17 protein-coding genes are annotated in these 19160 nt (G+C 59.0%); 6 read left to right on the plus strand and 11 right to left on the minus strand.

Features of this window, described 5'->3' with window-relative positions; translation table 11 throughout:
- Positions 1-98: 98 nt before the first annotated feature.
- Complete coding sequence (locus tag AC07O1_RS27815; protein ID WP_495090863.1) at positions 99-545, plus strand: winged helix-turn-helix transcriptional regulator; 447 nt, start codon at positions 99-101, stop codon at positions 543-545.
- Positions 546-591: 46 nt separating this feature from the next.
- Here AC07O1_RS27815 and AC07O1_RS27820 read toward each other — a convergent pair whose 3' ends face one another.
- Together AC07O1_RS27820 and AC07O1_RS27825 are read right to left on the minus strand one after the other, a co-directional pair.
- Entirely contained in the window at positions 592-1743 is a 1152-nt protein-coding gene (locus AC07O1_RS27820) for a M14 family metallopeptidase (RefSeq protein WP_495090864.1), read from the minus strand.
- Positions 1744-2276: 533 nt separating this feature from the next.
- Positions 2277-2618 carry a DUF6124 family protein gene (locus AC07O1_RS27825; protein ID WP_495090865.1) on the minus strand — a complete coding sequence of 114 codons (342 nt, stop codon included), beginning with the start codon at positions 2616-2618 and terminating at the stop codon, positions 2277-2279.
- Positions 2619-2747: 129 nt separating this feature from the next.
- On the opposite strand from AC07O1_RS27825, the gene AC07O1_RS27830 reads away from it, so the two are divergent.
- Positions 2748-3416: a LexA family protein gene (locus AC07O1_RS27830; protein ID WP_495090866.1), complete on the plus strand. Its 669-nt coding sequence runs from the start codon at positions 2748-2750 to the stop codon at positions 3414-3416.
- Positions 3417-3462: 46 nt separating this feature from the next.
- Here AC07O1_RS27830 and AC07O1_RS27835 read toward each other — a convergent pair whose 3' ends face one another.
- The 4 genes from AC07O1_RS27835 to AC07O1_RS27850 form a co-directional block, all read right to left on the minus strand.
- A complete protein-coding gene (locus AC07O1_RS27835; RefSeq protein WP_495090867.1) occupies positions 3463-5415 on the minus strand; it encodes an acetyl-CoA carboxylase biotin carboxylase subunit in 1953 nt (650 codons plus the stop codon).
- Positions 5415-6230, minus strand: a complete 816-nt coding sequence (locus AC07O1_RS27840) for a gamma-carboxygeranoyl-CoA hydratase (RefSeq protein ID WP_495090868.1) — start codon at positions 6228-6230, stop codon at positions 5415-5417. Before AC07O1_RS27840 ends, AC07O1_RS27835 begins: the two co-directional genes overlap by 1 nt.
- Positions 6231-6347: 117 nt before the next feature.
- Positions 6348-7955: a carboxyl transferase domain-containing protein gene (locus tag AC07O1_RS27845; protein WP_494995641.1), complete on the minus strand. Its 1608-nt coding sequence runs from the start codon at positions 7953-7955 to the stop codon at positions 6348-6350.
- Positions 7956-7970: 15 nt separating this feature from the next.
- Positions 7971-9134 carry an isovaleryl-CoA dehydrogenase gene (locus AC07O1_RS27850; RefSeq protein ID WP_495013302.1) on the minus strand — a complete coding sequence of 388 codons (1164 nt, stop codon included), beginning with the start codon at positions 9132-9134 and terminating at the stop codon, positions 7971-7973.
- A gap of 447 nt (positions 9135-9581) precedes the next feature.
- Between AC07O1_RS27850 and AC07O1_RS27855 the strand changes: the two genes are divergently transcribed.
- Positions 9582-11279, plus strand: a complete 1698-nt coding sequence (locus AC07O1_RS27855) for an AMP-binding protein (protein WP_495090869.1) — start codon at positions 9582-9584, stop codon at positions 11277-11279.
- Between the two features lie 671 nt (positions 11280-11950).
- Here the strand turns inward: AC07O1_RS27855 and AC07O1_RS27860 are convergent.
- From AC07O1_RS27860 to AC07O1_RS27870, 3 genes are all read right to left on the minus strand, one after another.
- The gene (locus AC07O1_RS27860; protein ID WP_495090870.1) at positions 11951-12850 is read right to left on the minus strand and encodes a hydroxymethylglutaryl-CoA lyase; all 900 of its coding nucleotides are present in this window, start codon (positions 12848-12850) and stop codon (positions 11951-11953) included.
- Between the two features lie 135 nt (positions 12851-12985).
- Positions 12986-13387, minus strand: coding sequence for a MerR family transcriptional regulator (locus AC07O1_RS27865; RefSeq protein ID WP_494995745.1), 402 nt, complete (start codon positions 13385-13387; stop codon positions 12986-12988).
- A 190-nt stretch (positions 13388-13577) separates the two neighbouring features.
- Entirely contained in the window at positions 13578-14507 is a 930-nt protein-coding gene (locus AC07O1_RS27870) for a LysR family transcriptional regulator (protein ID WP_495090871.1), read from the minus strand.
- Positions 14508-14659: 152 nt separating this feature from the next.
- Between AC07O1_RS27870 and AC07O1_RS27875 the strand changes: the two genes are divergently transcribed.
- On the plus strand, positions 14660-15889 hold the full coding sequence (locus AC07O1_RS27875) for an acyl-CoA dehydrogenase (RefSeq protein WP_495090872.1): 1230 nt from the start codon (positions 14660-14662) through the stop codon (positions 15887-15889).
- A gap of 142 nt (positions 15890-16031) precedes the next feature.
- Here AC07O1_RS27875 and AC07O1_RS27880 read toward each other — a convergent pair whose 3' ends face one another.
- Together AC07O1_RS27880 and xthA are read right to left on the minus strand one after the other, a co-directional pair.
- Positions 16032-17372 carry a substrate-binding domain-containing protein gene (locus AC07O1_RS27880; protein WP_495090882.1) on the minus strand — a complete coding sequence of 447 codons (1341 nt, stop codon included), beginning with the start codon at positions 17370-17372 and terminating at the stop codon, positions 16032-16034.
- Between the two features lie 124 nt (positions 17373-17496).
- Positions 17497-18309 carry an exodeoxyribonuclease III gene (xthA, locus tag AC07O1_RS27885; protein ID WP_495090873.1) on the minus strand — a complete coding sequence of 271 codons (813 nt, stop codon included), beginning with the start codon at positions 18307-18309 and terminating at the stop codon, positions 17497-17499.
- On the opposite strand from xthA, the gene AC07O1_RS27890 reads away from it, so the two are divergent.
- Positions 18308-18445: a hypothetical protein gene (locus AC07O1_RS27890; RefSeq protein WP_495090874.1), complete on the plus strand. Its 138-nt coding sequence runs from the start codon at positions 18308-18310 to the stop codon at positions 18443-18445. The genes xthA and AC07O1_RS27890 overlap by 2 nt on opposite strands.
- Positions 18446-18505: 60 nt before the next feature.
- A complete protein-coding gene (locus AC07O1_RS27895; RefSeq protein WP_495090875.1) occupies positions 18506-19156 on the plus strand; it encodes a GNAT family N-acetyltransferase in 651 nt (216 codons plus the stop codon).
- Positions 19157-19160 lie beyond the last annotated feature (4 nt).

The following is a 19160-nucleotide window of genomic DNA, read 5'->3' on the forward strand; positions in this document are numbered from 1 at the left end:
GACTCCTGAAGTAGTTTCGTAATAAAACCAGTTGTACGGTAGTGAGGCTGGTTTTATAGTGCAACCACTTTCCTGTTCTTCGATCTGCGAGTTCAACCATGGTCCAACGCACAAGTCTTGCGGGCGCCGAGTGCCCGGTCGCCCGCTCACTGGACGCCATTGGCGACTGGTGGTCGTTACTGATCATTCGTGATGCCTTCGATGGCATTCGCCGCTTCGGAGAGTTCCAGCGCAGCCTCGGCATGGCCAGGAACATCCTCTCGGCGCGCTTGCGTACGCTCGTGGCCCACGGGATTTTCGAAGTGGTACCGGCATCCGACGGCAGTGCTTATCAGGAGTACGTGCTGACGGAGAAGGGCCAAGGCCTGTTCAACCTGATCATCGGTTTGCGGCAGTGGGGCGAGGCATTTTTCTATGAGGCGGGGGAGCCGCATTCGCTAATGGTCGACCGAGAGAATGGGCAACCGGTGCGGCGCCTGGAGTTGCGCGCTGAGGATGGGCGGTTGTTGGGGCCTGAGGATTGTCGGCGGGTGGCGGTGGAGTGAGTGGACTGCAAGCCCTCTGTTGATGGCATGCAGTCCGGACGCAGGCTTAGCGCAATATTTCGACCATATCCGCTACCGTACTCAACACATCCTTACCCAAGTCCATCGAACGCTTGCCCGACCAACCGGTCAGCGCATTCGGCGCATCATTGTTGTCCTTGAACGGCATCTCCAGGGTCAACGACAGGCAATCGAATTTCTCGCCGACACTGTTGCAGGCCAGAGTCATATTGGCTTTGCCCGGTTTGTCACGGGCGTAACCGTGGGTGGTCTGAAAATCGCGGGTCAGGTGTTTCAGGTGGCTGCGGAAATGGTTTTCGAGATTCTCTATCCGCGGCGTGTAGCCAGGATTGCCTTCGCAGCCGGCGGTAAAGACATAGGGGATTTCTTCGTCGCCGTGGATATCGAGGAACAGGTCGACACCGTACTTTTCCATTTGCTGCTGAACGAAGAACACTTCAGGGCTGATTTCCTGGCTTGCACTCTGCCAGGCGCGATTGAGGTCCTGGCCCATGGCGTTGGTCCGCAGATGGCCATGGAAAGCGCCATCCGGGTTCATGTTGGGCACCAGATAGAGGTCGGCGCTGGCCAGGAGTTTTTTCATCGCGCGATCTTCACGCAACTGCAGGCGCTCGATCACGCCTTCCATGAACCACTCGGCCATATGCTCGCCGGGGTGTTGTTGGGCGATGATCCAGACCTTGCGTTGACCTTCGGCGCCGGAGCCTTTGCGCAACAGCTGAATGTCGCGGCCTTCGACGCTTTTGCCGGTAGCAAGCAGTTCGGTGCCGGCCTTGGTCAGCGCCTGCTCGATCAACCAGTCGTGGCGGCCACGGCTATAGGGCTCGAAATACGCGAACCAGGCATGCGTTGCGCTGGCTTCGAGGCTGAAGCGCAAGGTGTCGCCCTCGAAAATCGTCGGCACACGAAACCAGTTGACGTGATCGTAGGAGGCGACGGCCTGGTAACCGTCCCATGCTTTGTTATAAGACGATTTGCTCGCGTTGCTCAGACGGAACCAATGTTCCTGACCCACATGCAGGCCGCTGGCTTTGAAGTGGAACCATTGGAAGTGCGGGCTGCGAGTGTCTGGCTTGATAGCCAGCAGCACTTGCAGTGGATTGCTGGTGTCCAGCACCTGGATATTGCCGCTGTCGAAGTTGGCAGTAATTTGAAATGAGCCTTGAACCGCGGCCATAGTCTGGATACCTGGGTATGATTTTTATGACGGCTACTTTACACGCAAGGGGGGAGGAAACAGGGGGCAATTTCGGGAAAAAGAAGGGGGGGCGTCGTCCTTGACGCAGCAGCAGCTTAGTGACTGTGTGGTGGGTTCTCAAGTGTTAATTTTTGGCGGATTTTCCCGGCGTTGCCGGGGAAAGGCTCTCTTGCAAAGCGATATTCTTTTGATATCATCGCCGCCTTCGAACAGCGCAGTACCCAGACTTCATTAGCCTGAAGCCAAGCCAGAAAACTGGCAAAAAAAGACCCGGCAAAAGCCGGGTCAAAAACCGTGATTAGCCTGATGAGGAGATATTCCAGGAGTCCGACCTAAGGTCTCTTGGGCTATCGACTGATCTCGCGACCAGCTGCATGCAATAATAATCATTATCATTTGCAAGTCAAATGTTTTCCCTCGCCTTATTGGAAATCTTTTTCCTGTCCGCTCCAATGCGCTTGCGCATTGAATCCATCACGTCGTCATTTCGTTGACCGTGCCGGCTACGCTATTCAATCGACGAGGTTTCCATCCAGCGATCTGTCCACCATGGCTTTGGCCAAATCAATCATATGCACCACCGAGAACGCCAGATCGCGGTGTGTGCCACAGAGGTTTTCCGCGGATTCATAAGCGGTTGCCGCTGCGCAACGCAACAGGCCCGAGGCGTGGACCATGGCTTCTTCGCTGCTGATACCGCGTTTGACATCAAAGAGTTTTTCCTCGACTTCGGACTCTGAAACAGCTGGTTTCAAGTAATAGTCCAGGGCGCGCTGCGCTGCGGCGTTGCCCTTGAACGAGGTGAAGGCGACGTCTGTTTCCATTTCCGACGAGTCATTGCTGGGTTTGATCATGATTGCGGGTGCTCTAATGATGGGGCAAGTCAGTAGATCCAAGACTAGTACATAGTGTATTTGTGACGATAATTTAAATACTACAATATGTGTATTGAGAGCCCGAGTACACAAAGTATTGTTCCGGCCATGGATAAATGGATCGAATTGGTCAAGGCCAAAATGAGTGATCTGAAGATCACTCAAGAGAAACTCGCAGAGCGCCTCGGAATGTCCCAGGGCGGCGTCGGCCACTGGCTGAGCAAACGTCGCCAACCCAAGATTGAAGACATGAACCGTGTTCTTCAGGAGCTGGGGTTGGGGTTTCTGGAAGTGGCGCTGGTAATCAAGGAACCCTCAGACTCGAATAATGAGGAGGGCGGGCACGAGGGCTACGAACTTTCACTGGCAGATAAGTACAACCCGTATTTCCGCTATCCGGTCAGTGATTGGCAAGGTGCGTGCGAAGCGCGCGAGACTGAGCCTGCGGGCTATTCCAGCGGGCGCTACGAGCTGTCCGATTATCATGCTCGGGGCGCGGCGTTCTGGCTGGTAGTGGTCGGGGACGCGATGACCGCCCCGAGCGGCATCAGTATTGCGCAAGATATGCTGATTCTGGTCGATCCGGCCGTTGAAGCGGTGCCAGGCAAACTGGTTATTGCTCGCTGGCCGGGCAGCGCTGAAGCGACCTTTCGCAAGTTGATCGAGGAGAGCGGGCAACGTTATCTCGTCCCGCTCAACCCGACTTATCCGAAAACCCTCTACACCGATGAATGCCGAATCATCGGCGTGGTGATACAAGCCACGATGAAGTTCTAGCCTGATCGGTCCTGCGCAACGCGTCGGACCGATCACTTCACCGCGCTTACTCCTCCAATTCCACCAACGCACTGCCTTCGCTGACCATCTCGCCTTCCAGGCAATACAGCGCTTTGATCACTCCGGCATGGGGTGCGCGAATGCTGTGTTCCATCTTCATGGCTTCCAGTACCACCAATTGCGCGCCGGCTTCGACGGTTTGGCCGGCCTCCACCAGCACTCGCACGATGCTGCCGTTCATCGGTGCTGTGAGGCCACCGTGATGGCTGTGGCTGGCCTCGACCTCGGCAATCGGATCGTAAGGCTTGATGCTGCGCAGATCGCCTTCCCAGTGCAGATAGAGCGTATCGCTGTGGCGTATTGCCCGATGTTGGCGACGCAGGCCGTCGCGCTCGATCAGTAACTGCTCGCCCGAAAGCTCGGCAGAGCGAGTGCCGGCAATATCCAGGGTGACCGCCTTGTCCTGCCCCTCACAAGTCAAATGCAGGGTGGTTTGTGCCGGCAACCCGAAACGCAAACCGCTGGCAATCGCCCACGGCGAACTGCGGTCATCTTCACGCACGGTGTCCGGCAGGCTTTGAGCAAAGGCTTGAGCCGCGGCTTGCCAGAACTCATCGTTCAGCTCGTTCGGTGCGGGCAGCAGTTGTTCCTGATAGCGCGGAATAAACCCGGTATCGAGTTCCGCCGCCGCGAAGGCCGGGTGGCCAACGATACGTCGCAGGAAGCTGATGTTGGTTTTCAGCCCGCCGATGGCGAACTCATCGAGCATGCTCAGTAACCTTAAACGCGCCTGCTCACGGTTCTCGCCCCAGGCGATCAGCTTGCCGAGCATCGGGTCGTAAAACGGCGAAACAATGTCACCTTCTTCCACGCCGCTGTCGACGCGACGTCCCGGGCCTGCTGCCGATTCGCGATACAGATCAAGACGGCCGGTGGCCGGCAAAAAATCATTGCCCGGATCTTCGGCATACAACCGCACTTCGATGGCGTGGCCCCGTAACGGGACCTGTTCCTGAGTCATTGGCAGCGCTTCGCCTTGAGCGACGCGAATCTGCCAGGCCACCAGGTCGAGGCCAGTAATGGCTTCGGTGACCGGATGCTCGACCTGCAAGCGCGTGTTCATCTCCATGAAGAAGAACTCGCCGCGCGAATCCAGCAAAAATTCCACGGTGCCGGCGCCGACATAACCAATCGCCTGAGCCGCGCGCACGGCAGACTCACCCATGGCCTGGCGCAATTCGGGACTCAGACCCGGCGCCGGCGCTTCCTCGACGACTTTCTGGTGGCGGCGCTGGATCGAGCAGTCGCGTTCGTTGAGGTACAGGCAGTTGCCATGCTGATCGGCGAACACCTGGATTTCCACATGGCGAGGCTTGAGCAGGTATTTCTCCACCAGCATCTGCGAATTGCCGAACGAGGATTGCGCTTCACGCTGAGCCGAGGCCAGGGCTTCGGCCAGCTGGCTGACATCCTCGACCACTTTCATGCCTTTACCGCCGCCACCGGCCGTGGCCTTGAGCAGCACTGGATAGCCGATGCGCTCGCAGGCGTCACGGAAGGTTTCCAGGTCCTGGGCTTCGCCGTGGTAACCGGGTACCAACGGCACGCCAGCGGCTTCCATCAGGGCCTTGGCGGCGGATTTGCTGCCCATGGCGTCGATGGCCGACGCGGGCGGGCCGAGGAAAATCAAACCCGCGGCTTCGATGGCGCGGGCGAACCCGGCGTTTTCCGAGAGGAAACCGTAACCGGGGTGAATGGCCTGGGCGCCGCTGGCGTTGGCAGCGGCGATCAGTTTGTCGATCTGCAGGTAGCTGTCAGCGGCTTTGCTGCCGCCCAGGTCGACGCGGATATCGGCTTCGCGGCTGTGCCGTGCATCGCGGTCGGTGGCGCTGTGCACCGCAACGGTGGTCAGGCCCAGGGCCTTGGCGGTGCGCATCACGCGGCAGGCGATTTCGCCGCGGTTGGCCACCAGCAGGGTGGTAAGAAGAGGGGCGCTCATCAACGCGGCTCCTTGGTGGTCGTGTCGGGCTGCCAGCTTGGCGGACGTTTTTGCAGGAAGGCGCGCAGGCCTTCCTGACCTTCGGGGCTGACGCGGATCCGCGCAATGGCGTTTTCGGTGTAGCGGCGCAGTGCCGGGGTCAGCGCACCGTGGCCGACTTCGCGCAGCAAGTCTTTGCTGGCGCGCATGGCGCAGGGGCTATTGAGCAGCAGGTTGTTGATCCAGAGCTCGACCTGTTGCTCAAGCTCGGCGGCCGGATAGCTTTCGGCAAGCAAGCCTATTTCCCGTGCCCGTTGCCCACCGAAACGTTCGGCGGTCAGGGCATAGCGCCGCGCCGCGCGCTCGCCGATGGCCTGGACCACGAACGGACTGATCACCGCCGGCGCCAGGCCGATGCGCACTTCCGAGAGACAGAACTGCGCATCGTCAGTACCGATAGCCATGTCGCAGCAACTGATCAAGCCGAGCGCACCGCCAAAGGCTGCGCCTTGCACTACCGCCAGGGTCGGGATCTTCAGCTTGGCCAGGTTGTACATCAGCTCTGCGAGCTCGCGGGCGTCGTCGAGGTTGGTGTGATAGTCGAGTTCGGCCGATTGCTGCATCCAGGCCAGATCGGCGCCGGCGCTGAAATGCTTGCCGCGCCCGCGCACCAGCAGAAAACGCAGGCTCGTGTCACTCTGGACCTGATCCAGGGCGATGATCAGTTCGCGGATCATCTCGGCGTTGAAGGCGTTGTTCTTTTGTTCGCGGCTGAGCCACAACGTGGCGAAACCACTCGGGTCAATCAGCAATTCCAGGGTATTGAAGTCGCTCATATTGTTTTGTCCTTCACTGCTTTTGGTAGGAGCGAGGCTTGCCCGCGATAAGCCATGACGCGGTCTGCCAGGTACATCGGGGCGCTTTCATCGCGGGCAAGCCTCGCTCCTACGGAATCACATGCGGAACACGCCGAAGCGGCTCGGTTCGATAGGGGCATTCAACGAGGCCGACAAGGCCAGGGCCAAGACATCGCGGGTCTGCGCCGGGTCGATGACGCCGTCGTCCCACAACCGTGCACTGGAGTAGTAGGGATGGCCTTGCCGTTCGTACTGGTCGAGGATCGGTTGCTTGATCTCGGCTTCCTGAGCGTCGGAGAAGGGATGACCGCCGCGCTCCGCCTGTTCACGCTTGACCTGCACCAGTACGCCGGCGGCCTGTTCTGCCCCCATCACGCCAATTCGTGCATTGGGCCACATCCACAAAAAGCGTGGATCGTAGGCGCGGCCACACATGCCGTAGTTACCGGCACCGAAGCTGCCGCCGATGATCACGGTGAACTTCGGCACCTTGGCGCAGGCCACAGCGGTCACCAGTTTTGCGCCGTGCTTGGCGATGCCACCGGCCTCGTATTTCTGGCCGACCATGAAACCGGTGATGTTCTGCAGAAACAGCAGGGGAATGCCGCGCTGACAGGCCAGTTCAATGAAGTGCGCACCTTTCTGCGCGGCTTCGGCGAAGAGGATGCCGTTGTTGGCGAGAATCGCAATCGGATAGCCGTGCAGATGGGCAAAACCGCAGACCAGCGTGGTACCGAACAGCGCTTTGAATTCATCGAACACCGAACCGTCCACCAGCCGGGCGATGACTTCACGCACATCGAACGGTTGCTTGGCGTCGGCCGGCACTACGCCGTACAGCTCATCGCTGGCAAACAGCGGGGCAATCGGTGCGCGCTGTTGTAGCTCACCGAGCTTGCGCCAGTTGAGGTTGGCCACGCTGCGTCGAGCGAGTGCCAGCGCGTGTTCATCGCTGTCGGCGTAATGGTCGGCGACACCGGAAATCTTGCAGTGCACATCGGCCCCGCCGAGGTCTTCGGCGCTGACCACTTCACCGGTGGCCGCTTTCACCAACGGCGGGCCGGCGAGGAAGATGGTGGCCTGCTGGCGGACCATGATCGCTTCGTCGGCCATGGCCGGCACGTAGGCGCCACCGGCGGTGCAGGAGCCCATGACCACCGCAATCTGTGGAATGCCCATGGCGCTCATGTTGGCTTGGTTGAAGAAGATTCGGCCGAAGTGCTCGCGGTCCGGGAACACTTCATCCTGACGCGGCAGGTTGGCGCCGCCGGAGTCCACCAGATAGATGCACGGCAGGCGGTTCTGCTGGGCGATGGTTTGCGCGCGCAGGTGTTTTTTTACGGTCAACGGGTAGTAGGAACCACCTTTTACCGTGGCGTCGTTGGCGACGATCATGCATTCGACGCCCTCGACCCGGCCGATCCCGGCAATCACTCCGGCCGCCGGAACATCTTCGCCGTACACCCCATAGGCCGCCAATTGGCTGATTTCCAGAAACGCTGAACCCGGATCGAGCAGGCGATTGATTCGCTCGCGCGGCAGCAGTTTGCCCCGCGAGGTGTGGCGCTCCTGCGCCTTGAGGCCGCCGCCTTGCTGGACCTGGGCGAGCAGGGTGTGCAGCGCGTCGACCTGTTCGAGCATGGCCGCGCTATTGGTCGCGAACTCCGCCGACCGCGGGTTGAGCTGGGTATGCAAAATTGCCATGGGGCGCTCGCTCCGTTAGCGGGTTTCGTTGAACAGTTCACGACCGATCAGCATGCGACGGATCTCACTGGTGCCGGCACCGATTTCATACAGCTTGGCGTCGCGCAGCAGGCGGCCTGCCGGGAATTCGTTGATGTAGCCGTTACCACCGAGGATCTGGATCGCGTCGAGGGCCATTCGGGTCGCGCATTCGGCGCTGTAGAGGATCACCCCGGCCGCATCCTTGCGGGCGGTTTCGCCACGCTCACAGGCTTGGGCCACGGCATAGAGATAGGCTCGGCTGGCGTTGAGTTGGGTATACATGTCGGCGACCTTGCCCTGGATCAGCTGGAATTCGCCGATGCTCTGGCCGAACTGTTTGCGGTCATGGATGTAGGGCACCACCAGGTCCATACAGGCTTGCATGATCCCGGTCGGGCCTCCGGAGAGCACCACGCGCTCGTAGTCGAGGCCGCTCATCAGGACTTTGACGCCGCCGTTGAGGGCGCCCAGCAGGTTCTCTTCCGGGACTTCGACGTCGTCGAAGAACAGCTCGCAGGTGTTCGAACCGCGCATGCCGAGTTTGTCGAACTTGTTGCTGCGGCTGAAGCCTTTCCAGTCACGCTCGACGATGAAGGCGCTGATGCCGTGGGGGCCTTTTTCCAGGTCGGTCTTGGCGTAGATCACATAGGTGTTGGCATCCGGGCCGTTGGTGATCCAGGTCTTGCTGCCGTTGAGGACAAAATGGTCGCCGCGTTTGTCGGCGCGCAATTTCATCGAAACCACGTCCGAGCCGGCATTCGGCTCACTCATGGCCAAGGCGCCGACGTGTTCGCCGCTGATCAGTTTCGGCAGGTATTTGGTTTTCTGTTCATGGTTGCCGTTACGGTTGATCTGGTTGACGCACAGGTTGGAGTGCGCGCCGTAGGAGAGGGCGACCGAGGCCGAGCCGCGGCTGATTTCTTCCATGGCTACCACGTGGGCCAGATAGCCCAGGCCGGCGCCGCCGTACTCTTCCGGCACGGTGATCCCGAGCAACCCCATGTCACCGAACTTGCGCCACAGGTCAGCGGGGAACAGGTTGTCGATGTCGATTTGTGCGGCGCGAGGCGCGATCTCTTTGGCGACGAAGGACTGAACCTGATCGCGCAGCATGTCGATGGTTTCGCCCAGGGCGAAGTTCAGGGTCGGGTAGTTCATGGGTCACCTTTGGTCTTTTTGTCAGGAGTGGAGAGCGCCTGATCAGCTCTCACCTTTACGTTAACGTAAGCCTGCGATGGGCGGCTGTCAATCACCCTTTACGTTAACGTCAACTTGAGCGAGAGTAGAGAGGCTTTCTGTAGGAGCGAGGCTGCCTGCGATGAACGATAACGCGGTTTTTCAGACGAATCGCGGCGCCCATTTCGCGGGCAAGCCACAATGACGGTCAGTTAAGGGCATGTGTAGGAGCGAGCTTGCTCGCGATGGACGTTAACGATGACGCGTGTTTTCTGGATAAACGCGTCGCCCTCAGATCCATCGCGAGCAATCGAGCGTCGACCGGCTGCTCCTACAAAGGCTGCGTTCGCTTGACTGACTGACATTGGGGCAAGCCCGGCTCCCACACACACACACACACACCCGCCAATAAAGACAATAGGGGTCGTTATGGATCAACCAGGTTCTTACCCAAGTCAGAGCTACACCCGTGGCTCGCAGGACAAAGCCTTGCTGGCGCAGACCATTGGTCAGGCGTTCGATAACACTGTAGCGCGATATCCAGAAGGAGAAGCGTTGGTGGTTCGCCATCAGCAACTGCGCTACAGCTGGAAACAATTGGCCGAGGCTGTCGATCTGCATGCCAGAGCGTTCCTGGCGCTGGGTTTGCAGGCAGGCGAGCGCCTCGGAATCTGGGCGCCGAACTGCGCCCAGTGGTGTATCAGTCAATTCGCCAGCGCGAAGATCGGTGTGATTCTGGTCAACATCAATCCGGCCTACCGCAGTTCCGAGCTGGAATATGTGCTCAAGCAATCCGGCTGCCAATGGCTGGTCTGCGCCGGGTCCTTCAAGACCTCTGATTACCACGCCATGCTGCAGGGCCTGGTCCCGGAACTGGCAGAACACTCCATCGGCCAGCTGCAGAGCGAACGCTTGCCGGACTTGCGCGGCGTCATCAGTCTTGATGCGCAGCCGCCATCGGGTTTCCTGCCGTGGTCACAGTTGTCTGCGTTGGGCGCCGGGGTGCAGACCGAACGATTGCATGCCCGGCAGAACAGCCTGCATTTCGATCAGGCTGTGAATATCCAGTACACCTCGGGCACCACCGGTTTTCCCAAAGGCGCGACCCTCAGTCACTACAACATTCTCAACAACGGCTATATGGTCGGCGAAAGCCTCGGGCTGACTGCTGCGGATCGTCTGGTGATTCCGGTGCCGTTGTATCACTGCTTTGGTATGGTGATGGGCAACCTGGGGTGTGTGACCCATGGCAGTACCATGATCTACCCCGGTGATGCCTTCGATCCGTTACTGACCTTGACCACCGTCGCTGAAGAGCAGGCCACGGGGTTGTACGGCGTGCCCACCATGTTCATCGCCATGCTCGATCAACCACGGCGCGCCGAGTTCGATTTGTCGAGCCTGCGCACCGGGATCATGGCCGGGGCGACCTGTCCTATCGAGGTGATGCGCCGGGTCATCAGCGAAATGCACATGAGCGAAGTGCAGATCGCCTATGGCATGACTGAAACCAGTCCGGTGTCATTGCAGACAGGTCCTGCGGACGAGCTTGAGTTACGTGTCACCACGGTCGGTCGAACCCAGCCGCAGCTGGAAAGCAAGATCATCGATGAGGCTGGCAACACGGTCGTGCGCGGTCAGGTGGGTGAGCTGTGCACCCGTGGTTACAGTGTGATGCTCGGTTACTGGAACAATCCGCAAGGCACTGCCGAGGCCATCGATCAGGCCGGCTGGATGCACACCGGTGATCTGGCGAGCATGAACGAGCAAGGCTACGTGTGCATCGCCGGGCGCAACAAAGACATGATCATTCGCGGCGGCGAAAACGTTTACCCCCGTGAGCTGGAAGAGTTCTTCTTCACTCACCCGGCGGTGGCTGATGTGCAGATCATCGGCATCCCGGATGCCAGGTATGGCGAAGAAATCGTGGCCTGGATCAAGCTCCATCCCGGCCACAGCGCCAGCGAACAGGAACTGCAAACCTGGTGCAAGGAACGCATCGCGCACTTCAAGACGCCGCGTTACTTCAAGTTCGTCGAGGAGTTTCCGATGACCGTGACCGGCAAGATTCAGAAGTTTCGGATGAGGGAGATCAGCATCGAGGAGCTGCGAGGCAAGGCCGAGTAACGGTAGGAGCAAGGCTTGCCCACGAAGAACGATGATGGGGAGGCTGTTGGATCGCGGTGTTCCCATCGCGGACAAGCCTCGCTCCTGCAGGTCACTGGGGTGATTTCACCAGCAGCCAGAAAGCACAAAGGGGAGCCGAAGCTCCCCTTTAATTTGTTGTTACGTGCTCTTTTTTTATTATTGAGGGGCGGTCTGTTGTTGTTTTTGGCAACCGTGGCCCTTTACCGCTGTTATTGTCGATCCCCATCCGGGATCAAGAGCAAACGTATTTTTTTGAGCGCTGATCTGCTTTTTCGCTGAGCGATCCAACCAGTTCGGGAGCTACCTGAAGGTAGTTTTATTGTTCTCTGCCCGGTTGCGGGTTACTTCGAAAAGCACCCTGAAAAGCACACCTTCTCCAAAAAAATCTGTTAGCTGCGTCTCTGCCGTGTTGTTTTTGTTATGCCAGAGTCGTTACGTCTTGTTTTTATTGGGGTTGCTGCAATTTTTTTATTCTTGTTATGCCATAGAGATAGCAGAAGCCATGCCAACTTTATAAAATCCTTTAAAATCAATAGCTTGGTAGTTTTGTAAGAAAATCCAATCTGCCAGAACCCAGTCATCTGTTTCCGTGTTACTCGTTTTTGATACGGGCTAGAGCTGGCGGTAACACCCAGACACACCCGTCCCCCTCACACTGCGCTCCGGGCCTTGGCCACGCGAGAACCCGTAGGGCGTCCCAATACCGTGCAAATCTGCTGTCCGGCGAGGATCAGGCGATCCATGTCGATCCCGGTTGTGATCCCCAGCCCGTTGAGCAGGTACAGCACGTCTTCGGTGGCGACGTTACCGCTGGCGCCTTTTGCGTATGGGCAGCCACCCAGACCGGCGATGGAGCTGTCGAACACCGCGATGCCTTCCAAAAGGCTGGCGTAGATATTGGCCAGCGCCTGGCCGTAGGTGTCGTGGAAATGTCCGGCCAGTTTTTCCCGCGGCACCTGTGCGCCAACGACGTCGAACATTGTGCGCGTGGCGCCGGCGGTACCGGTGCCGATGGTGTCACCCAGAGAAACCTCATAGCAGCCCATGGCGTAAAGCTCGCGGGCCACGTAGGCGACTTGTTCGGGCGCCACATGACCTTCATATGGGCAACCCAAGACGCAGGAGACGTAACCGCGCACACTGACGCCGTGCTGTTTGGCGGCGTCCATGATCGGTACAAAGCGCTCCAGGCTTTCGCTGATCGAGCAATTGATATTGCGTTGGGAAAACGCTTCGGACGCGGCGGCAAACACCGCGACTTCCTTGACCCCGGCCGCCAGCGCGTCTTCGAAACCGCGCAGGTTCGGTGCCAGCGCACCGTAGGTCACGCCCGGCTTGCGCTGGATCTGTGCGAAGACCTCGGCGGAACCGGCCATCTGCGGCACCCATTTGGGCGAAACGAAACTGCCGACTTCTATATAGCCAAGACCGGCAGCGGTCAGTGCATCGACCAGTTGCACTTTGTCCGCCACGCTGATGGGTTGGGCTTCGTTTTGCAGACCGTCGCGAGGGCCAACTTCGATGAGGCGCACATGGGTTGGGATAGACATAAGGAGGTCACCTGTTTTTTGTAATGTGATCGTTCCCACGCTCCGCGTGGTAACGCCGCCCTGGACGCTCCGCGTCCGCTGTTGGATGTGACGAAAAGCGTCACGGGATGCATTCCCACGCAGACGTGGGAATGATCATTGAATGGCTTTCTGATTCTCGATGGTTTGTTCCAGCGCCTGGGTACAGCGCTCTTCAGCCGTGTCCAGTTCCAGCTTCATCTGTTCGATATCGAGCATTTGCTGTTCAAGCTGCTCGCGACGTTCGGCGATTTTCGCCAGCATGCTGTGCAACTGTTTCTGGTTGCCGCTGGTGGGGTCGTAGAGTTCGATCAGCTCGCGGCATTCGGCCAGCGAAAAGCCAATGCGCTTGCCCCGCAGAATCAACTTCAGGCTGACTTTGTCGCGGGGCGAGTAGATGCGTTCCTGGCCACGCCGCTCGGGGGCGAGCAGACCTTGCTCCTCATAGAAGCGAATGGCGCGGGTGGTGATGTCGAGCTCGCGGGCGAGGTCGGAAATGCTGTAAGTCTGGCTGCTCATGGAAGCGCTCAAGAAAGGTCCTGGCACTAAGCTAATGGCTGCTTGACGTATACGTCAAGCACCTGTCTCTTGTAGGAGCGAGGCTTGCCCGCGATGAAAGCAACGCGGTGCAACAGAATGACCGCGTCATTGTTCTTCGCGGGCAAGTCGGATCGCCGCACCGCTCGCTCCTACACGGTTTGCGTGATTTTCAGGCCTTATCGAGTCTCTTCTCATGCGCCGTCACCTGCTGGCACAGCTCGATCATTTGTTCGCGCATCCAGCGGTTGGCCGGGTCCTGGTCGGTGCTTTCGTGCCAGTAGAGGTGGGTTTCAACCGGTGGTACGTCGTTGACCGGAAGATTGACCGAATACAGGTCATGCCGATGGGCAAAACGCTCCGGTACGGTCATGACCATGTCGGTCTGCTGCAGTACTTGCGAAGCCATCAGGTAATGCTGCGAGCGCAGGGCGATTTTGCGCTGGATGCCCATTTTGCCCAGCGCCAGGTCGACATACCCCAGCCCGCTGCGGCGGCTGGAAATATGGATATGGGTCAATGACAGGTAGTCATCGAGGGTGAGTTTCTCTTTGCCCGCCAGAGGATGCCCCTTGCGCATGGCGCAGACGTAGCGGTCTTCCATCAGCTTGACGTGGCGCACTTGCGGGTCGGTGTTGAGGGGCGCATCGACGGCGAAGTCAAGGCGACCGGCGGCCAGCTCCTTGGTGGTTTCCCGGCGTTTGGACAAAAAGCTCTCAATGATCACCGTCGGCGCCAGACGCCGAAGGCGCTGGAACAGCGGCGGCAGGATCACCGCTTCCGTGAGGTCGGTCATGCTGATGCGGTAGGTCTTGACCGCCTGCGCCGGGTTGAAAATCCGGCTTTCCTGCACCGACACGCGCAACAGCGACAGTGCATTGCGCACCGGACCGATGATGTTCTGCGCCATGGGCGTGGGCACCATGCCCTGGGCGGTGCGCACGAACAACGGGTCGTTGAAGGTCTCGCGCAGGCGGGCCAGAGCATTCGAGACGGCTGGCTGAGTGATGCCGACGATTTGCCCGGCGCGGGTCAGATTGGCTTCGGTGTAGATCGCGTCGAAGACGATGAAGAGATTCAGGTCGACCTTGCTCAGATTCATGGCGCGGCACTCTTACTTTTAGGTTTCGATCAATCGATCATATATCGGTGATGAATGTTAATACACGCCGAGAATAGGTTAGGTAAATTTTCGTAGCTGCTCTAGCATCAATTGCATGACCTCAACAACCTCCTAGAAGAAGGTAGCTGCTCATGGATTTCGCTTATTCCCCGAAGGTTCAGGAACTGCGTGAGCGCGTGGCCGCGTTCATGGACGCTTACGTTTATCCGGCTGAAGCGGTGTTTGAACGCCAGGTCGCCGAAGGTGATCGCTGGCAGCCGACCGCGATCATGGAAGAACTCAAACTCAAGGCCAAAGCTGAAGGTTTGTGGAACCTGTTCCTGCCCGAGTCCGAACTGGGCGCCGGCTTGACCAATCTGGAATACGCGCCGCTGGCGGAAATCATGGGCCGCTCCTTGCTGGGGCCGGAGCCGTTCAACTGCTCGGCACCGGATACCGGCAACATGGAAGTCCTGGTGCGCTACGCCAACGAAGATCAGAAACAACGCTGGCTGGAGCCACTCTTGCGCGGCGAAATCCGTTCGGCCTTCGCCATGACCGAGCCGGATGTCGCTTCCTCCGACGCCACTAACATGGCCGCCCGTGCGGTGCGCGATGGTGACGAGTGGGTGATCAATGGCAAGAAATGGTGGACCTCGGGTGCTTGCGATCCACGCTGCAAGATCCTGATTTTCATGGGTCTGAGCAATCCGGATGCACCGCGTCATCAACAGCACTCGATGATTCTGGTGCCGGCGGATGCCCCGGGTGTAACGATTGTCCGCCCACTACCGGTGTTCGGTTACGACGATGCGCCTCACGGCCACGCAGAAGTGCTGTTCGAAAACGTCCGCGTTCCCTACGAGAACGTGCTGCTGGGTGAGGGCCGCGGTTTTGAAATCGCCCAAGGTCGCCTTGGCCCGGGACGGATTCACCACTGCATGCGCTCCATCGGCATGGCTGAACGGGCATTGGAGTTGATGTGTAAACGTTCGGTGAATCGCACCGCGTTTGGTAAACCCCTGGCCCGTCTGGGCGGCAATATCGACAAGATCGCCGACTCGCGGATGGAAATCGACATGGCGCGGCTGCTGACACTCAAAGCGGCGTACATGATGGACACTGTCGGCAACAAGGTGGCGAAAAGCGAAATCGCCCAGATCAAGGTTGTCGCCCCCAATGTGGCCTTGAAGGTCATCGACCGGGCAATCCAGATCCATGGCGGGGCCGGGGTTTCCAATGATTTCCCGCTGGCCTATATGTATGCCATGCAGCGTACCCTGCGCCTGGCCGACGGCCCGGACGAGGTTCACCGCGCGGCGATCGGAAAGTTCGAGATCGGTAAATATGTGCCCCAGGAGATGATGCGTAGCGGGCATTAAGACCGCGTCGCTTTCATCGCGAGCAAGCCCGCTCCCACATTGGATTTTCGGCGTGTGCACAATCTGTGCTCGACGCTGATCTAATGTGGGAGCGGGCTTGCTCGCGATAGCATCAGCCCAGTCAATGCAGCACTTCCAGGACTCAATACACCCAAACCTCCACCCGCCGGTTTTTGATCCGGCCTTCATCCGCGCTATTGGCCGCCACTGGCATTTCGGCGCCAAAGCCGCGGATTTCGCGAAACACCACACCGTTTTTGACCAGTTCGCGTCGCACCGCCATGGCCCGTAGCTTCGACAACAAAGCCGCCCGCGCTGTATCGCTCTTGGCATCGCCAAAACCCACCAGCGTGACGTGTTTATTGAGTTTGTCGTGGAGCCTTAAATAGTCGAGCACCCGCGACAAATCCTGCCGGGCCTTGTTGTCCAGGGTGGCGCTGCCTTCGGCGAAGCGAAAATTCACCGTCAGCCGTTGTGCCTGGCGGGCGATGGCTTGATAGCCTTCAGGCATCTGTGGGCTGGGCGCTACCGTCATCGCTTGTACTGTCTGAGCGATAAAACCATTGGCCGCAACAATTGACTGGCCTTTGCTGCTTTGGGCGAATGCCACCAACGCGTTGGCCCACGGGTTTTGCCCGTTGGGAGGCAGGTAAAAGAACAGGCGCCGCGACAGCGGATAGTCTTCGGTGGCGATCAGGCTGGCGCGGGGCAACATCGGCTGCGAGTCGCCGTCGACAATCGCCAAGGCTTTGGCCTGCCGCACATACGGCAGGCCGATAAAGCCAATGCCTTGAGGATCCTGGCTGACCGCGTCGGAAAGCTGTTCGCTGGATTCGAAGCGTTGAGCCGCGCTGTCCAGGGTTTTGCCATGATGACTCAACACCAGCTCCTTGAAGGTGTCGTAGGTGCCCGAATGATCATCCCGGGCATACAGGTGGATCGGCCCGCCAGTACCGCCAAGTTCTTCCCAGTCTTTCACCTCGCCACTGAAAATCCGTGCCAGTTGCTCGGTGTTTAATTGGCTCAAGGGGTTGTGCGGGTGAAGGATAATCGCCAGCCCATCAATGGCGATCACTTGCTCGGCACCGGGGCTTTTCAAGTCGCCAAGGGCTTCCAGGTCGACCAGCTCACTGTCCTTGATCGGCCGCGATGAAGCAGCCAGGTCGGCGTTCGCCGTTTTAAGTGCACTAAAGCCGGTGCTGGAACCGTGGGCGGCGATATCCACCACGACCCGGCGTCCTTGCTCGGTTTTGCCGACGATGCGCTGCTCGTTGTCTTTACCCTGGATGACGTTGTGAACCTCGCGCAAGCCTTGCGCTTCCATCAGCCCCCTGACCAGCGCCGGACCCAGCGCGGCACCGATAGTGTTGGAACCCTGAATACGCAGGGCAGGGCCATGGTCCGGGGTCGCTAGCTCGCTGGCGAAGACCGGAAAAGGCAGCAAGCCGCAAAGCATCGTCACAAACAGCGCGCGCAGCATCAGGCCGGCACCTTCTAAGGTCAAAGGAAGTGCCGGAAGAATAAGTCAGTAAGGTTGCTGCAATATGACAGCTTGCCAGCAGCTGTGAGATCGTTCCCACGCGGCGCGTGGGAACGATCAAACGCAATCAGCTCAATTCGAGCCAGATCGGCGCATGATCGGAAGGTTTTTCCATGGCGCGCAAATCGTAGTCGACACCGGCAGCCTTGATTCGCGGCAACAGACCTTGAGAGGCCATGATCAGGTCGATGCGCAGACCGCGTTTGGGCTCGTCTTCGAAGCCGCGACTGCGGTAGTCGAACCAGCTGAAGCGATCCGAGACATCCGGGTTCAGGTGACGAAAACTGTCCACCAGGCCCCAGTTTTTCAGGCGGGCCATCCACTCGCGCTCTTCCGGCAGGAAGCTGCACTTGCCGGTTTTCAGCCAGCGCTTGGCGTTGTCCGCACCGATACCAATGTCACAGTCTTCCGGGGAAATGTTCACGTCACCCATCACGATCAGCGGCTGGTCGCTGCTGAACTGCGTTTCCAGCAGCTGCTGCAAATCGTTGTAAAAACGTTGCTTGGCCGGGAATTTGGTCGGGTGGTCACGGTTTTCACCCTGTGGGAAATAGCCGTTCATGATGGTCACCGGTACGCCGTTGGCATCGGCGAAAGTGCCCCAGATAAAGCGTCGCTGAGCGTCTTCTTCATCACTGGCAAAGCCTTTATGCAGTGCGATCGGTGCCAGACGCGAGAGCAGGGCGACGCCGTAATGGCCCTTTTGCCCGTGGTAATGCACCTGGTAACCCAGGGCCTGAACTTCGGCCAGGGGGAACTGGTCGTCATGGACCTTGGTTTCTTGCAGGCCGATCACGTCCGGCTGGTGCTTCTCGATCAGCGCGGCCAGCTGATGGGGCCGGGCGCGCAGGCCGTTGATGTTGAACGAGACGATCTTCATGGTCGACAGTCCTGGCAAAACTGCGATGCTAGCCGACAAGTCCGACGGCGGCCAGCGTGGCGGTTCGCAAAACGGGGCGCTGACCGGTTGCGGGGAGGTGTCGCGCCTGCGTGGCGGGTTGACCACAATCTCTTAGTCTGGTCTATACCTTGTGGGAGAGGGCCTTTTGAGTCGCGTCCAGGGGAGATCAATCGTTATGCCTGAAACCTCAACAGCCATCGCCGACATCCATATGCTCGACAGCGGCTATTCCCGCGAAGCGCGTTCCTTGCTGTATCAGGCCTACCGGCATGAGCCGACCTTTGGTTTTCTGTTCGAGGCAGAGCGATCCGGTTATGAGCAACGGGTCCGGGCAACGGTGCGTGAACTGGTCAAACAGCATTTCTTTCAGGATTTGCCAGCCATCGGCCTGCTGGTCAATGATCGACTGATCGGCATTGCCCTGATCGCACCACCGCAACGCCGCCTGGGCATCACCGAAAGTTGGGCCTGGCGCCTGCGTATGGTGCTGAGCGCCGGGTTTCGTTGCACGCGCCGTTATCTGGAATACCACGCGGCGGTGGCGGCCTGCCTGCCGTCCGATGCGGTTCACGTCCTGCCGCTGCTGGGAATTCACCCGCAGTTCCAGGGCAAGCACTTCGGCGAACAACTTCTGGCAGCGGTGCATAACTGGTGCGCAGTAGACGAGCACTCTGAGGGCGTGGTGCTCGATACCGGAGACTCTCGTTATCTGGAGTTCTATAAGCGTCAGGGTTACCAGGAGATTGGTGAGGTCGCTATAGGACCTGTACGCGAGCATGTGTTTTTTCACCCCAATCCGCAGGTGTTACAAACAGCAACTGCTTAATGTA

The sequence above is a fragment of the Pseudomonas sp. GW821-FHT07G10 genome, from assembly GCF_059418545.1.

Excerpts from the sequence above, each read along its gene's own strand:
- AC07O1_RS27830 (WP_495090866.1), top strand. The coding sequence starts at position 2,748 with ATGGATAAATGGATCGAATTGGTCAAGGCCAAAATGAGTGATCTGAAG.
- AC07O1_RS27860 (WP_495090870.1), bottom strand. The coding sequence starts at position 12,850 with ATGTCTATCCCAACCCATGTGCGCCTCATCGAAGTTGGCCCTCGCGAC.
- AC07O1_RS27820 (WP_495090864.1), bottom strand. The coding sequence starts at position 1,743 with ATGGCCGCGGTTCAAGGCTCATTTCAAATTACTGCCAACTTCGACAGC.
- AC07O1_RS27815 (WP_495090863.1), top strand. The coding sequence starts at position 99 with ATGGTCCAACGCACAAGTCTTGCGGGCGCCGAGTGCCCGGTCGCCCGC.
- AC07O1_RS27875 (WP_495090872.1), top strand. The coding sequence starts at position 14,660 with ATGGATTTCGCTTATTCCCCGAAGGTTCAGGAACTGCGTGAGCGCGTG.
- xthA (WP_495090873.1), bottom strand. The coding sequence starts at position 18,309 with ATGAAGATCGTCTCGTTCAACATCAACGGCCTGCGCGCCCGGCCCCAT.
- AC07O1_RS27850 (WP_495013302.1), bottom strand. The coding sequence starts at position 9,134 with ATGAACTACCCGACCCTGAACTTCGCCCTGGGCGAAACCATCGACATG.
- AC07O1_RS27895 (WP_495090875.1), top strand. The coding sequence starts at position 18,506 with ATGCCTGAAACCTCAACAGCCATCGCCGACATCCATATGCTCGACAGC.
- AC07O1_RS27840 (WP_495090868.1), bottom strand. The coding sequence starts at position 6,230 with ATGAGCGACTTCAATACCCTGGAATTGCTGATTGACCCGAGTGGTTTC.
- AC07O1_RS27890 (WP_495090874.1), top strand. The coding sequence starts at position 18,308 with ATGGTCGACAGTCCTGGCAAAACTGCGATGCTAGCCGACAAGTCCGAC.
- AC07O1_RS27870 (WP_495090871.1), bottom strand. The coding sequence starts at position 14,507 with ATGAATCTGAGCAAGGTCGACCTGAATCTCTTCATCGTCTTCGACGCG.
- AC07O1_RS27825 (WP_495090865.1), bottom strand. The coding sequence starts at position 2,618 with ATGATCAAACCCAGCAATGACTCGTCGGAAATGGAAACAGACGTCGCC.
- AC07O1_RS27835 (WP_495090867.1), bottom strand. The coding sequence starts at position 5,415 with ATGAGCGCCCCTCTTCTTACCACCCTGCTGGTGGCCAACCGCGGCGAA.
- AC07O1_RS27865 (WP_494995745.1), bottom strand. The coding sequence starts at position 13,387 with ATGAGCAGCCAGACTTACAGCATTTCCGACCTCGCCCGCGAGCTCGAC.
- AC07O1_RS27855 (WP_495090869.1), top strand. The coding sequence starts at position 9,582 with ATGGATCAACCAGGTTCTTACCCAAGTCAGAGCTACACCCGTGGCTCG.
- AC07O1_RS27845 (WP_494995641.1), bottom strand. The coding sequence starts at position 7,955 with ATGGCAATTTTGCATACCCAGCTCAACCCGCGGTCGGCGGAGTTCGCG.